General features: G+C 44.0%; 17 protein-coding genes and 1 other RNA gene. 10 read left to right on the forward strand and 8 right to left on the reverse strand.

Annotation, left to right across the window (positions count from 1 at the left end):
- Window positions 1-27: 27 nt before the first annotated feature.
- Window positions 28-1,056: a tetraprenyl-beta-curcumene synthase family protein gene (locus tag ACFSVM_RS05645; RefSeq protein WP_076312528.1), complete on the forward strand. Its 1,029-nt coding sequence runs from the start codon at window positions 28-30 to the stop codon at window positions 1,054-1,056.
- A gap of 23 nt (window positions 1,057-1,079) precedes the next feature.
- On the forward strand, window positions 1,080-2,051 hold the full coding sequence (gene pfkA, locus ACFSVM_RS05650; protein WP_076311352.1) for a 6-phosphofructokinase: 972 nt from the start codon (window positions 1,080-1,082) through the stop codon (window positions 2,049-2,051).
- 78 nt (window positions 2,052-2,129) lie between these two features.
- On the opposite strand, the gene ACFSVM_RS05655 is transcribed toward pfkA, so the two are convergent.
- The 3 genes from ACFSVM_RS05655 to ACFSVM_RS05665 form a co-directional block, all read right to left on the reverse strand.
- On the reverse strand, window positions 2,130-3,488 hold the full coding sequence (locus tag ACFSVM_RS05655) for an MATE family efflux transporter (protein WP_090723099.1): 1,359 nt from the start codon (window positions 3,486-3,488) through the stop codon (window positions 2,130-2,132).
- Window positions 3,489-3,672: 184 nt separating this feature from the next.
- Window positions 3,673-3,861 (reverse strand): hypothetical protein, encoded by a 189-nt coding sequence (locus ACFSVM_RS05660; RefSeq protein ID WP_170862358.1) that lies wholly within the window; start codon window positions 3,859-3,861, stop codon window positions 3,673-3,675.
- Between the two features lie 185 nt (window positions 3,862-4,046).
- The gene (locus ACFSVM_RS05665; protein ID WP_177178627.1) at window positions 4,047-4,868 is read right to left on the reverse strand and encodes a YitT family protein; all 822 of its coding nucleotides are present in this window, start codon (window positions 4,866-4,868) and stop codon (window positions 4,047-4,049) included.
- A gap of 321 nt (window positions 4,869-5,189) precedes the next feature.
- Between ACFSVM_RS05665 and ACFSVM_RS05670 the strand changes: the two genes are divergently transcribed.
- Entirely contained in the window at window positions 5,190-6,773 is a 1,584-nt protein-coding gene (locus ACFSVM_RS05670; protein WP_076311349.1) for a DEAD/DEAH box helicase, read from the forward strand.
- Between the two features lie 63 nt (window positions 6,774-6,836).
- On the opposite strand, the gene ACFSVM_RS05675 is transcribed toward ACFSVM_RS05670, so the two are convergent.
- Window positions 6,837-6,974, reverse strand: a complete 138-nt coding sequence (locus ACFSVM_RS05675) for a hypothetical protein (protein WP_177178626.1) — start codon at window positions 6,972-6,974, stop codon at window positions 6,837-6,839.
- A gap of 301 nt (window positions 6,975-7,275) precedes the next feature.
- On the opposite strand from ACFSVM_RS05675, the gene ACFSVM_RS05680 reads away from it, so the two are divergent.
- From ACFSVM_RS05680 to ACFSVM_RS05690, 3 genes are all read left to right on the forward strand, one after another.
- The gene (locus ACFSVM_RS05680; RefSeq protein ID WP_076311348.1) at window positions 7,276-8,064 is read left to right on the forward strand and encodes a YesL family protein; all 789 of its coding nucleotides are present in this window, start codon (window positions 7,276-7,278) and stop codon (window positions 8,062-8,064) included.
- A gap of 121 nt (window positions 8,065-8,185) precedes the next feature.
- Window positions 8,186-8,376: non-coding RNA, 6S RNA (gene ssrS, locus ACFSVM_RS05685), on the forward strand.
- A gap of 188 nt (window positions 8,377-8,564) precedes the next feature.
- Complete coding sequence (locus tag ACFSVM_RS05690) at window positions 8,565-8,960, forward strand: DUF1499 domain-containing protein (RefSeq protein ID WP_076311347.1); 396 nt, start codon at window positions 8,565-8,567, stop codon at window positions 8,958-8,960.
- 84 nt (window positions 8,961-9,044) lie between these two features.
- Here ACFSVM_RS05690 and tpx read toward each other — a convergent pair whose 3' ends face one another.
- Window positions 9,045-9,563 carry a thiol peroxidase gene (tpx, locus tag ACFSVM_RS05695; RefSeq protein ID WP_076311346.1) on the reverse strand — a complete coding sequence of 173 codons (519 nt, stop codon included), beginning with the start codon at window positions 9,561-9,563 and terminating at the stop codon, window positions 9,045-9,047.
- 99 nt (window positions 9,564-9,662) lie between these two features.
- Here tpx and ACFSVM_RS05700 point away from each other — a divergent pair, with 99 nt between their 5' ends.
- Both ACFSVM_RS05700 and ACFSVM_RS05705 read left to right on the forward strand, forming a co-directional pair.
- Window positions 9,663-10,277 carry a rhomboid family intramembrane serine protease gene (locus ACFSVM_RS05700; protein WP_090723812.1) on the forward strand — a complete coding sequence of 205 codons (615 nt, stop codon included), beginning with the start codon at window positions 9,663-9,665 and terminating at the stop codon, window positions 10,275-10,277.
- 92 nt (window positions 10,278-10,369) lie between these two features.
- Window positions 10,370-11,281 carry a LysR family transcriptional regulator gene (locus ACFSVM_RS05705; protein WP_076311345.1) on the forward strand — a complete coding sequence of 304 codons (912 nt, stop codon included), beginning with the start codon at window positions 10,370-10,372 and terminating at the stop codon, window positions 11,279-11,281.
- A 24-nt stretch (window positions 11,282-11,305) separates the two neighbouring features.
- Here ACFSVM_RS05705 and ACFSVM_RS05710 read toward each other — a convergent pair whose 3' ends face one another.
- The gene (locus ACFSVM_RS05710) at window positions 11,306-11,974 is read right to left on the reverse strand and encodes a zinc metallopeptidase (RefSeq protein WP_076311344.1); all 669 of its coding nucleotides are present in this window, start codon (window positions 11,972-11,974) and stop codon (window positions 11,306-11,308) included.
- A gap of 35 nt (window positions 11,975-12,009) precedes the next feature.
- Window positions 12,010-12,438, reverse strand: coding sequence for a MerR family transcriptional regulator (locus ACFSVM_RS05715; protein WP_076311343.1), 429 nt, complete (start codon window positions 12,436-12,438; stop codon window positions 12,010-12,012).
- Window positions 12,439-12,875: 437 nt separating this feature from the next.
- Here ACFSVM_RS05715 and ACFSVM_RS05720 point away from each other — a divergent pair, with 437 nt between their 5' ends.
- Window positions 12,876-13,958, forward strand: coding sequence for a DUF294 nucleotidyltransferase-like domain-containing protein (locus tag ACFSVM_RS05720; RefSeq protein WP_379260832.1), 1,083 nt, complete (start codon window positions 12,876-12,878; stop codon window positions 13,956-13,958).
- Window positions 13,955-14,692, forward strand: a complete 738-nt coding sequence (locus tag ACFSVM_RS05725) for an exonuclease domain-containing protein (RefSeq protein ID WP_076311341.1) — start codon at window positions 13,955-13,957, stop codon at window positions 14,690-14,692. The genes ACFSVM_RS05720 and ACFSVM_RS05725 overlap by 4 nt, the downstream gene beginning before the upstream one ends.
- Here ACFSVM_RS05725 and ACFSVM_RS05730 read toward each other — a convergent pair.
- Complete coding sequence (locus ACFSVM_RS05730) at window positions 14,678-15,103, reverse strand: Mov34/MPN/PAD-1 family protein (RefSeq protein WP_076311340.1); 426 nt, start codon at window positions 15,101-15,103, stop codon at window positions 14,678-14,680. The two genes, ACFSVM_RS05725 and ACFSVM_RS05730, sit on opposite strands and share 15 nt — an antisense overlap.
- Window positions 15,104-15,222: the final 119 nt, after the last annotated feature.

Raw genomic sequence — 15,222 nt, forward strand, 5'->3', positions numbered from 1 at the left:
AATGTTCCACGGGGGCCCATCGGATTGATGAATCGGGTGTATAAATATATACTGCCTGAAGCAAGAAAAGAGCTTAAACTAATAAAGACGAGAGCAGAACAAATTCCTGACCAAGAGCTTAGAACCCAAGCGCTTGCAAGCATAGCAAGCAAACAGTTCCACTGTGAGGGCGGCTCCATTTATGCAGCTGTTAACTTGCCAATGCGGAATGTGCTCATTCCTCTTATTGTTTCTTATCAGACGATTAGTGACTACCTGGACAACTTATGTGATCGGAGCACTTCCATGGATGAAGGAGACTTCAGGCTGTTACATAAATCAATGCTTGATGCGGTTAATCCTGAAGCAGAGCTGACGAACTATTACGCTTTGCGTGACGAACAGGTAGATGACGGATATTTGCATAGCCTAGTACTTACCTGCCAATCCTGCATAAAGAAGCTGCCAGGTTACAATCAAGCGCAATCGTATGTAACGGATCTAGCCGGTCTGTATGTAGATCTGCAGGTGTACAAGCACATTCATCCCGAGCTTCGCGAGAAAGCGCTGCTTGAATGGTGGGAGCTTCACAAGCACCGCACACCTGAGCTGAACTGGAATGAATTTGCAGCAGCTACGGGTTCCACACTGGGAGTATTCATGCTATTCCTTGCTGCTTCAGACCCGCATCTTGATGATGATGGAGCATCCTCCATACATGCCTCTTATTTTCCGCATGTGACGGGACTGCACATCATGCTGGATTATTTGATTGATCAGGAAGAAGACAGGCAGGGCGGTGATTTGAACTTTTGTAATTATTACGAAAGTGAGAATGAGATGATCGAGCGTATTGCCTACATTGTTGATAAGGCGCAGGAGGATGTTTCAGCTATCCCTGCAAGCTCTTTTCATCGTATGATCATAGAAGGGCTGCTTGCCCTGTATTTATCTGATCCTAAAGTCAGTGAGCAGCAGGAAGTTCGTTCCGTATCCAAAAGATTGCTGAAGAACAGCCCTGTCACAAGGCGCTTTTTTCTAGCCAATTCCAAATGGATTCGTAAACATATGTATTGAGAATTAAGAGGAGGAAGTCATCAATGACAGCAGTCAAAAGAATCGCAGTATTGACAAGTGGAGGAGATTCGCAAGGGATGAACGCAGCCGTTCGTGCTGTTGTTCGCAGCGGTCTGTATTATGGTTTAGAGGTTTTTGGTATCCAGCGTGGTTACCAGGGCCTGCTGAACAATGACATATTCCCGATGGATCTGCGCAGTGTAGGTGATATCATTCAGCGTGGAGGAACAATTCTTCAATCCGCTCGCTGTAAAGAATTTATGACGCTTGAAGGCCAGCAGAAGGGTGCGGATGTTTTGCGCTCGCGTGGTATTGATGGCCTCATCGTTATCGGTGGTGACGGCTCTTATCAAGGTGCTAACAAGCTGAGTAAGCTGGGCATCAAAACAATGGGACTTCCAGGCACGATCGATAATGATATTTCTTTTACAGATTATACGATCGGTTTCGATACAGCCGTCAGCGTTGTAGTGGATGCAGTGAACAAGCTGCGTGATACGATGAGTTCTCATGAACGCTCCTCCATTGTTGAGGTTATGGGACGTCATTGCGGTGATATTGCGCTGCATGCAGGACTTGCTTCGGGTGCAGAAACCATCCTCGTACCTGAAGTTCCGTTCGATATGGATGAGGTTGCTCAGCGTATGCAGTCGAATTTTGAGCACGGTAAGCGCCACAGTATCATTATTGTTGCCGAGGGTGTGGGTAAAGGTGAGGATGTAGCCAAAGAGATTATGGCTCGCTGCCCATCTTATGAGCCGCGTGTTACGGTGCTTGGACACATTCAGCGTGGTGGTACTCCGACTCCGTTTGACCGCAATCTTGCAAGCAAATTAGGTGATTTTGCTGTACGTAAGCTGATTGAGGGCGAATCGGACAAGGCTTGTGGTATTATTAATAATCAATTGACGCTTACGGATATCGACCTTGTTGTTAATACAAAGAGCTCTATTGATATGGACATGTATGAGCTAGCCATTCGTCTTTCTCAATAACACATCAATAAAAAAGCTGATTCGAATTACCTCTGCAGGTATCAACGAGTCAGCTTTTTTTGATTAAGGTTTATAAATTTAACGATTCTTCTGTGTGCTGAACTTAAGCTGAACGGCGATCAATCTCCACATTAGAGCTGCAGCACCTACCGCGAGCCCTGCGATTAATCCGATCCAGTACCCGTATGGCCCTAATTCTGTATAGGTAGCTGTCAGATGTCCGACAGGCAGTCCGATCAGCCAATAAGCGACTAGTGTGATGAAAAATGCAGGATTCACGTCCTTATATCCACGCAAAGCACCTTGAACCGGTGTCGCCACTGCATCCGAAATTTGAAAGAAAATGGCATAAACAAGAAAAGGCTGTATTAGTTCAATGACGGTTCTTTCGGTAGAATATATTCGAGCCACTTGTTCGCCGAATACCATCAGAATGACTGCTGTGACAAGTGATAGTATGATCGCTGACCCGATGCCGATCCTGCTGTATGTTCTCGCATCCTTTGCCCGTTGTGCCCCGACTTCATATCCGACAAGTATCGTTAAAGCCATGCTGATGCTCAGTGGGAGCATATATAGAGTTGAAGCAAAATTCAAGGCAGCCTGATGTGCTGCTATCGTATTCGTGTCAAATCGGCTCATTAGCAGGGTAACAGCAGAGAAGATCGAAGTTTCAAAAAAAATAGCAAATCCAATGGGCACTCCAATCTGCGTTAATTCTTTCCATTTCTGAATAGAAATTTTGTGCCGTTCACGAAATATACCATATTGAGCAAACGGCTCAACCCGGTGGACAAAAAAGATAGAAATGATAAAAATAACCCAATAGGTGACTGCCGAAGCAATACCGGCACCAATCCCACCAAACTGAGGAACACCTAAATTTCCAAAGATGAGCACATAGTTCAGTAAAATGTTGACGGGTAATGAAATCAGGGTAATCATCATTGTAATTCGAGTTTGTCCCAAAGCATCCATGTAATTTCGGAGTACCGTGTACCCGAATAAGGGAACGATACCGAAGGCCATGGCAAACAGGTAATAGAAGGCGACATCCTCGACCCGTTGCTCTAGGTTCATAAACTGAAGAACGGGATTCAGCAGGATCATGCCGGCGGCAATGACCACGATTCCGAGAGCGCCAGCAAGATACAGCGCCTGTATTACATTGTACCGGACTTTATTTTTCTCACCACTCCCCACAAGCTGGGAAACAATCGGGGTGATGCCCAATAAGATACCGCTGAGGCCTGTTTGAATTGGTATCCACAGACTGCTTCCGATGGCAACGCCGGCCAGATCCACCGGACTAAAATGTCCGGACATGTTCGTGTCAAAGAACGTCATGGCCGATAATGAGATTTGGGTAATGAGTATGGGAAGCAATATAACGAAGAATTGTTTCCACTTTTGAGCATTGTTAAGTGTTGGTTTCATTTGTTGATCTCCATGCGATAAGTTATAGTTCACTAATGAATTGCACAAAAAAATATTTTAAAACATAACGTTTGATTTGAACAGTTTAATTTATGGAGGTTAGAGAGAGGGAGAAGATGAGCATTAAAAAACCGCTCCCCCGGCAGCGATGTAGCCGAAGAAGCGGTGGTTTTACTTATAAAGATTATTGAAGATAGGAGTCGTCTTGATGCTCGCAGATGCTGTATTGGATAATTTCCATTGCATCCTCTGCTTCGAGTAATCCGAAACCATCCCTCAGCACAATGAATGAATTCAGTTCGTTCTGCCGAAGGGTCGGAAGCATTTCCGGATACCATTTCATGACGATTTCTGACAGTTTTACCCTTTCCATTTCCACATTAATCACCCTTTCCTAACTAAGAATCATTCGAGAAGAATCATTCATTGCCTCGGAAAAGCCATTTGCCTGTGAAATACCCGGATAAAAAAGGTCCTCATGAGAAGGCTTGCACTTAATAGGAACGACGCACCATTATTATATCACAAAAATAATTAAAATTATACTTGACAAATGATCTAATTTCTTCTGAACGAGCCCATTATTCCTACTGTTTCTACGATGTTGACAAAAGCTTTGGGATCCGTAGCTCTTATGATCTGCTTGACCTCATCGAGCTCGTATTTGGTAGTAACCGTCATGAGCATGTCCTTTTCATGATCGGTAAATGCACCCTGGGTTTTAATCTTCGTTACACCTCTTTGTCTTGGTAACAATTGTTCAAGCATTTTATCTGTCTCATTGGTAACGATAAATAGGGTAACCTTCACATGTCCAATATGAATTAAATCAAGCACCTTACCGGTAATGTAGATGGAAAGCACCGAGATCAGAGCGATATTCCAGTCGTTGTTCAAATAACCGGCGAGCAGAATAATCATTCCGTTCATGACGGCAATGACGGCTCCGACGGGGAAGTCACGAAACCGTGTAATAATGGAAGCGACGATATCGAGACCACCGGAAGAACCGCCGGCACGAAATGCAAGTCCTGTTCCAGCTCCAATAAGCACGCCGCCGAACACAGCCGAAGTCAGCTGATCATGAGCAATTGCAGTAACGGGCAGAACGTTTAGCATCCAGGTCGTAGCAATAACGTTTATAATGCTGAAGCTGATAAATCTTCGGCCCAGCAAGAACCACCCTGCAATAAGCAGTGGAATGTTAAAGACGAAGTACATGACATTAAAGTTAAGCGGAGTAAAATATCCGATGAGCATGGATATACCTGAGATTCCTCCGCTAAGCAGCTCATGTGGCAGCAGAAACAGGTTGAATCCTGCTGCAATAATAGCACCGCCTAGAAATACGATTAGCGATTTTGTAGTTAATTTTAGCACCAATTTCACCTCAGAAGTATCATACTATATTGATTACTGGTAATTGTAAATTGTTTTGTGATATAATATTTTGTGGATGTTCTTGAGTAGATCGCCTTTTTTCGAAAAAAGCATGTTTTGTTTTCAGTAAGTTTCAATAAACATCATATGTAGTTTAGACGATTTGGGAGAGAATCTATTCTCTCTATAGTGAAATTGTGAGATCATGCAATCCCATTTTTATCGTGCATGATGGGACAGCCTATATATTAACGCTACTTAAGAATACAGAGAAATGCAGTGGATTACATGTCCACCATAATAGAAGGAGTTTGAATAAATTTGACAACTTTCTCAGAATTTAATCTGGAACCTAAGGTTCTGCAGGCAATTACCGAGCTTGGATTTGAAGAAGCAACACCAATTCAAGCAAAATCCATTCCCGTTGCTCTCAATGGAAGTGACTTGATTGGTCAAGCCCAAACAGGTACAGGTAAAACGGCAGCCTTTGGTATCCCGCTTATCAGCAAAATTTCCAAGACGGATGAGAAGATTCGCGCCCTGATCATGGCACCAACTCGTGAGCTTGCCATCCAAGTGGCAGAAGAGATTGAGAAGCTATCCCGCTTCAAAGGTATCCGTACACTTCCTATATACGGCGGTCAAGACATCGTTCGCCAGATTCGTGCATTGAAGAAGAAGCCTCAAATTATTATCGGTACACCTGGTCGACTTCTTGACCATATTAACCGCAAAACCATCAAACTTGAAGACGTGCAAACTGTCGTGCTGGATGAAGCAGATGAAATGCTGGATATGGGCTTTATGGAAGACATTCAGTCGATTCTGAAGCAGGTTCCTGATGATCGTCAAACGATGCTGTTCTCTGCAACGATGCCTCCTAACATTCAGAAGCTCGCTCAGCAATTTTTGCAAAATCCAGAGCACGTTTCCGTTATTCCGAAGCAAGTAAGTGCACCACTTATTGACCAGGCTTATATTGAAGTGCCTGAACGTCAGAAATTTGATGCACTCAGCCGTTTGCTGGATATGGAATCTCCTGAGCTTGCAATCGTATTTGGTCGTACAAAACGCCGTGTAGATGAATTGTCAGAAGCACTCCAAAAACGTGGTTACTCTGCGGATGGACTTCATGGTGACCTGTCTCAGAATCAACGTGATACTGTAATGCGCAAATTCCGTGATGGAAGCATTGATGTACTCGTTGCAACGGATGTGGCAGCACGTGGACTTGACGTATCTGGAGTAACACATGTTGTTAACTTTGATCTTCCGCAAGATCCGGAAAGCTATGTACACCGTATCGGCCGTACAGGTCGTGCAGGTAAAGAAGGAGCTGCATGGTCCTTTGTAACACCTCGTGAGATTGACCACCTGCATTTCATCGAGCGTGTAACACGTCATCGTATTCCACGCAAACCGCTTCCTACACTTGCTGAAGCGATTGAAGGGAAGCAACGCGTTACAGCTGAACGTCTTCTGGAAATTGTACAAGACGGAGAGCTTAACGAATACAAAGGTATCGCTATTCAGCTATTGGAGCAATATGATTCCGTGCAGCTCTTGTCAGCAGCTCTGAAGCTGCTCACAGGCGACAAGAAGGATGCAGCCATTGAGCTGACTCCTGAGGATCCAATCCGTGCTAAACGCCGTAAGCCAGATGTTCGTTCTAGCGGACGCAAGCCTTCTGGTGGCTATGGCAACCGTAGTGGCGGTGGATACAACAGAAGCGGAAGCGGAAGCGGTAATAAAGGCGGATACGGTAATCGTAGAGATGGGGGAAGAGATGGCGGAAGCGGTGGTTACAATCGTGACCGCGATCGCGATCGCAAATCCCGTCCTTACAACAACAATAACGAGAATCGCAGACCATCAACACGTCGTGACGACAGCTCGTTTCAATAATTAATACAGAGACAAGACGAAGCACCCTATGCTTCGTCTTTTTTTGCTGCTGCATTTGATTATTTAGCAGAAGAACGTTTTGGAAATGATGACCAGCAGAATGAACAACACGAGAATTGTTCCGAGAGAGAACCATCCATCGTATCCACAGCCAGTAGAAACACCACCAACCTGACCTCCGCATCCGTATCCATAGGACATTGCGGTCACCTCCTTTATAAAGTGAAGTGGCTCATCGACTACGCCATATCCTATGGTAGAACTGTACCGATTGATTAGACGCCTGCCCACAAATTCATGAAAATAGGCTGTTATCCTGATCGTCTCTTAAAGGGATATATTTAAGCCGAGATTTCCGCGTTGGTCTAGCTTTTGCGTGCGGTTATGCTGTATAGTTATAGTTAGGTTAAGTTAATGTGAATTAGCGAGAGATAATCACCTAAGATGATGCATACAGGCGAGTGGAATGAGTCTCGCGTATGTGTTAAGGAGGAGACGTGTTTTGGAATTTAAAGGAGCTATGGGTGGTATATATCGCCTGACGGAGTGGATAACAAGATTCGCAGCATCGAACCTATTGTGGGTACTGTGTGCCTCGCCATTTTTCTTCTTTTTGGTGATCAAGGTTCTTGTTATGGGTCAAGGTATGACGAATGAATCCATTCAAATGAACTGGGCATTGGGGATTGTGGCACCGTTTACATTTTTCCCTGCGACATCTGCGCTGTTTAACGTAGTTCGTAAATGGGTCATGGGTGATACAGATGTGCCGATAATGAGAACATTTTTTACAGGATATAAGGAAAACTACAAACAGAGTATGATCGGCGGTGTTTTCTATACACTGCTGGTAGTCATTATGTATTTGGATTATACAGTTTATATGACTCAGTTCGAGAACCTCCAGTTAATCGGAATTATCATGCTGATCCTGCTGCTCCTGCTATGTGTGTCAATGTTCAACTTTTTCTCGATGGTAGTACATTATCATATGTCCATTGGAATGATCATTAAAAATGCTGTACTGATTACATTGATTCGGCCGTTCCGCGTGTTTTCATCATTGCTCGGTGCCGGACTATTATGCTACATCGGCATGCAGTACCCTGCATTGTTCTTTTTCTTCATCGGAAGCCTGATTGCATGGTTTGCTTTCTTTAACTTCTATGCCACTTTCACTAAGATGCAGGAGCAGGCTGAGAAGCTGCAGGCCAGCCGTGAAGAAGAAGGCGAGTCACAGGAGAGTGATTCGTTAGAGACGGCCTCCAAGCCACAGGACAATACAAAATAAAAGGCATTGCTTGTACTTGTGTTTAACTGCTTAGAAGGATAAATGATTTTATCCCTCACGAGAATTTTAGCAATTGCTGATCATACATTTACTTTTTTGTAGAATAGCGATATAATGTTTCTACATCCTGCGATGTTCGTTTCGGTTATTCGTTGTTTTGAACCAATGACTATGTCTCGGGAGATCAACACGAAATGCAGCTGACATGCCCTGTCTATATGACATGGGGACTTCATAACCATTTCTGCGGTCACCCACCTGCTACAGCAGGTTCAGAAGACAATATAATCGGACGGCATTAGCGGGTATCCTTTTTGGATGAATTTTAGAGACATCTCACACGTACTCTACATAAGGGTGCATTTGGGGATGTCTTTTTTGTTGTTATCAGCAGTGATGTGTCTCTAGCGGGAGAATAGATTATGTCTTTTGCTAAGGAGTTAACAATGATACACTAAAGAGAGAATATAGGTACGGCTACATACAAAGGAGGAAGGGTCTTGTCACTCAAAAGAACACTAGTCGGCATTGTTCGCAGTATGGAAGGAACAAGTGACCGAGCCAAGGATCCAAAAATGAAGACACGCTATTATAACTTGTCCAAGGATAAGGCGTGGGAAGAAATATCATCGCTGATGAAGAAGGTTCCTGGATTCAAAGTTCTTCATGAAGTACCCTCAGTTGGGGAAATTACCATGGAGAAGCGCACATCGTTTGGACGTACACTAGATATTACCGTGTCCATTATTCAGGTCACGCCTGTTCGAAGTGCCATTGATATTTATTCTGCTTCAAGAGGTTCGCTGGGGGATCTGGGGTCCAATTATCGCATTATTCTACAGTTGTTCGATATTATAGATAAGAAGATCGGCAAACACAAGGTTGTAGGCGAGTAAGATCCAAAAAAAGCGAGATAAAGGCACGTCCTTTTCTCGCTTTTTGCATGTATTGCGTGGGGTTATCCCGTTTCGCTGCGTAAATTAAAGCAGTTCTTTAACAGCTGCAATCGCTGCTTCGTAATTCGGATGCTCTGACATTTCAGACAAATATTCCACATAAGTTATCTTGTCGTTAGCGTCAATGACAAAGATGGAGCGCATGTCGAGCTGGAATTCTTTGATCAGTACGCCATAAGCTTGGCCGAAAGACTTAGACTTATAGTCAGATAAGGTGATGACCTTATCAACTCCTGCTGCACCACACCAGCGTGCTTGAGCAAATGGAAGATCTGCGCTAATCGTTAGAACAACAACATTGTCGCCTAGATCAGCCGCTTCTTCATTAAAACGACGAGTCTGTGTATCGCAGACCCCTGTGTCAAGAGAAGGGACCACACTAATTAGTTTGATTTTGCCGGCATAGTCTGATAAATGTGCTTCTTCAAGCAGATTCAGATTAAGTGTAAAATCCGGTGCTTGGTCACCAGCCTTAAGTTCCGGGCCGATCAGCGTAATGGGATTTCCTTTAAAAGCGGCTACACCTGTACGTTCTTGAGTCATCTATTATGTACCTCCTTGAGATTGGTGATCTTGGACACTATCTATTATAATCTTTATAGGAAGCTCATGTCCAACACAGGACAATGGAAGGATGAGGCCATGATTTTTTTACGATATGAGAACTGGAAAGGGTATTTGCGATATTACCCAATAACTTCAATACTGCTTGCAGCGAATATTATGATGTATGTAGTGCTGTTAATTGACGGTGGGCCTAATAATGCGCTTACTCTTATGAAATATGGTGCACTGACCAATATTCCACCATGGAATGAAGAAACATGGCGTTTATTTGCTTCGATGTTCCTTCATTCTGGCTTTTCCCATTTGTTGTTCAACTGCTTTGCTCTTCTTGTATTTGCTCCGCCGCTTGAGCGGCTTCTTGGCTTCTGGCGGTACGCAATACTTTATATCGGAAGTGGTTTGGTAGGAAATATCATTTCACAGGCTTACTATAACAATTTAACGAATCCTACTCTGTCCATTGGGGCGTCGGGAGCAATCTATGGAGTATACGGTGCATTTCTCTATATCGTTCTGTTTCAACGCAACCTAATGGATGATGCATCGAGAAAAACGATCTATACCATTCTTGGGTTTGGTATTATCTTTTCACTGGGTGTGGCCAATATCAATATGGCTGCCCATTTAGGCGGACTGATCGGCGGTTTCTTCCTTTATGGTCTGATCATCAGACTGTTAAAGCGCCGTTGATTCATTCTGGTTGTCATGATACATTAAAGACATGAACTGCTTTCCATGGAATGACTTGGGATTGTTTTAAGCAGATTGGAGCGATTGATCGAGTGGAACTTAGACAGTTGCAATACTTTTTGAAAGTTGCGCAGAAAGAGCATGTAACGCAGGCTGCGGAGGAATTGCATGTAGCGCAATCCGCAGTAAGCAGGCAAATTCATCATCTAGAGGAAGAACTCGGTATCGACTTGTTCATGCAGAAGGGGCGTAATCTACAGCTTACTCCTGTCGGGCAATTGTTTTGCAAAAGAGTTGAGGGTATTCTGAAAGACCTGGATCGAGCTGTTGGTGAGGTTCATGAATTTCTGGATCCGGAAAAAGGCGAGATTCGAATCGGGTTCCCACACAGCCTGGGAATTCATTTAATTCCCACCATCGTATCAGAGTTTCGCAAACGCTATCCTAACGTTAAATTTAAGTTTAAGCAAGGGATGTTCCCGACTTTAATTAGAGATGTATTATCTGCTGAGGTTGATCTGGCTTTTGTGTCACCGTTCCCGGAGAAGCATGATCAAATTACAGGGGATATCGTATTAACAGAAGAGCTGTTTGCCATTTTACCTCAGAATCATCCTCTCGCTACGGAGGAGTCGATTACCTTAGATCAACTGAGAGATGATAAATTTATTTTGTTCAGTAAAGGCTACTCGTTAAGGCCTATTGTATGGCACGCGTGTCTGGAGGCCGGATTTACACCTCGAATTGCTTTTGAGGGTGAAGAGACGGATACCATTCGAGGCCTCGTTGCGGCGGGGATGGGGGTAAGTGTATTGCCGGAGATGGCTTTATTTCAGACGAATCCGCTTCAGCCTGCAAGAGTTCGCATTAAGAGTCCAACGGTGACGCGAACGATTGGGCTCATTCACCGTAGTGATGAGAAGCTGCCGTTAGTAGCACAGTCATTTCGAACGTTCTTGCTTGACTATTTTGGACTAGACAACAGCAAAACCCCGGTCAAATAAATGACCGGGGTTCTTTATGCGGTTCTATTCGCGGTTGCTCGTAAAAATTCCAATGTAGCGAATGAGTTCAAGTAACGAAATCAGTGCAGCTGCTACATAAGTGAGCGCTGCGGAGTTAAGCACTTTACCTACACCGCGTTCTTCTTCACTTCGTACATAACCTTCTTCGACGATAATACGTCGAGCCCGGTTACTTGCATTAAATTCGACTGGCAGGGTAACGAGCTGGAAGGCTACAGTTACGGAGAAGAATATAATACCTAGACCAATCAAGTTAAATGCGTTGAAGATAAAGCCTGCCAACAGAAGAAACGGAGCAATACCGGATGCAAAATTAACGATTGGGAATATCCGGTGACGAAGCGCCAGCATCGGATAATGTTCTTTGTGCTGGATTGCGTGTCCTACCTCGTGAGATGCAACAGCTACAGCGGATATGCTTCTCTCATAATATACTGGCTCAGATAATCGGACGACACGGTGGATTGGATCATAGTGATCTGATAAGGCTCCTCTTACAGGTTCAATCGGAACATCATGCAAACCGTTCGTGTCCAGCATATGTCTAGCTACATCATAACCTGTTAAACCGGTTGAGTTATCTACTTTAGCCCATTTCTTAAATGTCCCTTGAACGCGGAATTGCGCCCAAACCGACAGTATGATGGCTAAGATCAGCAATACAAACATCATTCACACCATACCCCCATACTTCTATTAAGATGAAATTACATCATGGAGCTCTCAAGCATAATTTTTAGTGCTTCCATGCAAGCGGCACTCTTGGTAAGAAGAGCAGTGACGACTTTACGTTGTTGAGCGGGCTTCATTTCCTCGAGAAGAGGCTTGAGCTCATTCATCTCACGTTCAAGCTGCTCTACATGAATCTCCAAGCTGTTAAGCTTGCTGGTTACTTGTTCATTAGCCGAAACGTTACTCCACTTATCTAAAGAATTCTTAATCTCTTCGAGACTATATTTCTCTAGTTTCATCTGGATAATACGTTCAATTCGGTTTAAGGTTTCACTATTATATAATCTATAATTTTTTTGAGTACGCTGCTCTGGAGTAATTAATCCGAGCTTCGTATAATAGTCAATTGTACGTTCGCTGACACCGGCAGCCTTTGACAATTCACCGATTCGATACAGCTTCATATCCCCATCCCAAAACACTCACCTTTCCATATACTCTACATAAACATGATACATGATCTAGAACCATACAGTCAAACGTGACGCTTTTTCTGTGAACAGCCAGAGTGCAGCTGGATTTCGGTGGTTAAGGCTGGATCCGGAGATTAAGATGACTGCATCGCAATAACATGATTTCTTCCAAAAATGCCCTTGTCAATATATTGGTGTTCTTTTATAATTGCAATGGGAATATATTTTTCATTATATGTTATAAAAATTAACATTAGAATACACATGATTTCTTTTGTTCTTGTTTTACATGTCAAGTGGTCCCAATTATTAATACCAAATGTGTAAGCTAATCTTAGTTATATTGTCATCTTAAACACTAATTAGAACGACACCTTTTCGGCCTATCATGGTATGATGAAGAGGAACACGTCTAGGGGGACAGAACTATGGAACCTCTGAAATCTACGGGCAAAGCATTCTTATTGGATGATTTGAAGAATGTGCAATCTATACCTGCACTGAAACAAGCTCGAATGCAGAAGCAAGAGGAGTTGCAAGACCTAACAGCAATTGTATCTTTGATTGAATGGTATCAAATGGTAAATGATTTGCATGATTATATTGCCAGACAAGTCATAGAAATATGCGAGAACGAGATGGAAGCCGAAGGTTATGGGAGCCGGCCTGTCCCTTATGCATTTGTTGTATTTGGGAGCTCTGGCAGAGGTGAAGCCACCCTGTGGAGTGATCAGGACAACGGTATGATTATTAGTGACTTGCCTCATCCAGGTAAAGAGGCGTACTTTGAGGAGCTGGGCAAAAGGATATCCGATTCACTCGAAGGTGTAGGTTATGCCAAGTGTGAAGGTAAGGTCATGTGCTCGGAGCCTTTATGGAGACGTACGCTTGCCTCTTGGAAGCAGCAGCTTGCGGATTGGACGGACGATCTGAAGTGGGAGCCTGTTCGATACTTGATTATCGCAGCAGATTTAAGGCATGTGGGAGGAGACCGCACACTATCGGAGGATTTTCGCAGTCACTTTAGTCAATTGTTCCAATCCACGCCAGATCTTGCCTCAGCCGTATTGAGAAATACGGTAAAGCACAAAGCAACTTTGAACATCCTTGGACGGGTGGTAACCGAGAGATTTGGTGAGCATGCGGGCGGATTTGATATCAAATATGGCATGTATATTCCGCTTGTTAACAGTGCTCGTTACATGGCCTTGCTGAATGGCCTGAAGGATACGAATACGATTAAACGTCTTACCAAGCTTGCTAGACTTGAAGCAGTTCCTCTTCATTCAGTGGATGCATGTGAAGATGCCTTTAAAATTGCTCTGAAGCTGAGGAGAGTTACTGAGGTTGAAAATGAGAAAGGGATCATTTCAAGCAGCGGCTACATTGGCGAAGAACAATTAAAACAAAGAACGATTCTGTATGAGCTTAGGGAAGGCTTGAGCACAGTGAAAAAAGTGCACCGTAACCTACAGCGACAGCTTCGATTTGTAGAGAGGAGACGCTCATGAAAGACCCGGTAAGGGGCAATAACGGTTTTTGGAACTCGTTTAGGCAGGGAGGGGTGCCCTCGGCAATCGCTTCTATGCTCGGCGCCCCTACCGCACAGCAGATGGCCTTTTTACGTTCATTGATGCGGGAGAATCGTAAGCCAGAAGCGCTTAGAACACCTTTATCGGAGCTGGATGCGGTTGTATTTGATCTGGAGACGACAGGCTTTGCGCCCCAACATGGAGACGAAATCTTATCCTTCGGTGCAGTTCGGGTTGTAGGCGGTGAGATTATTGAAGATGAGCAGTTCTATACGCTGGTCAGACCCAAAGTCCCTATACCAGAACATATCACTGAATTGACAGGTATTACACCTGATATGACTCGTGATGCACCGCCTATATTGGAGGGACTGCATGACTTTATGTCCTTTGTCGGTGGGCGTGTCCTGGTAGCTCATGCCAGCGCACATGATAAATCCTTTTTGAATGCGGCATTATGGAAGACATCTAGAGTAAGGCTTAGTCATCGGGTTATTGATACAATGATGCTGGCCAGATGGCTGGAGCCTCAGCGGAATGGATACGGGCTTGATGAATGCCTGGAATCTCGGGGAATTCCCATTCACGGAAGACACCATGCACTTAAGGATGCCATGATGACGGCTCGCTTATGGGGTTGTTATTTAGATGATATTGCCGAGATGGAGGTTCATACCCTGTCTGATTTGTATGACCATTTAAGTCATGCTTAGTGAAGATTCGTTAAGAGTCAGCTGCTCTCCATTTTTTTGGATCGTGTATCCCTTGAGCTCCATTTGTTTCTTATCGTAAGTTAGTGAGCCTATGAGGTATGCCTTGAGCAAGGTGCCATACTGCTGAAGTGATTCCAAATCCTCAGGCGAAGGATAAGGTGACGAATTAGGATGGCTGTGAAATATGCCTATCATATTGGCTGTGCCAAGCACGTGTTTCACCCAGATGCCTGGATCCAGCTCGAAATGGTGTAATGGGTTAGGTGCGGTGTTCGGTATTGGGATATATTGAAGCAGGCGAATGACATGATGCTGATCCATATGGCCGAGAAGTATGCCGCAAGCTTCATAAGGGTGCTTTTCAAAGAGATGCCTTTCCAGAGCCGTAAATACTTCTTGTGTAATAATCATCTATACTCTCCTATTGATTCGCTATCATGATATCATTTTTTTCTGATAAGGCTCCTGAGCAGGAGCTTTTTTTATTTCACCTCCATCCTTCTTTTGTCAGTTGGATTGATACAATCTTC

It is taken from the genome of Paenibacillus shunpengii (genome assembly GCF_042684905.1).
Taxonomy (GTDB): Bacteria; Bacillota; Bacilli; order Paenibacillales; family Paenibacillaceae; genus Paenibacillus; species Paenibacillus shunpengii.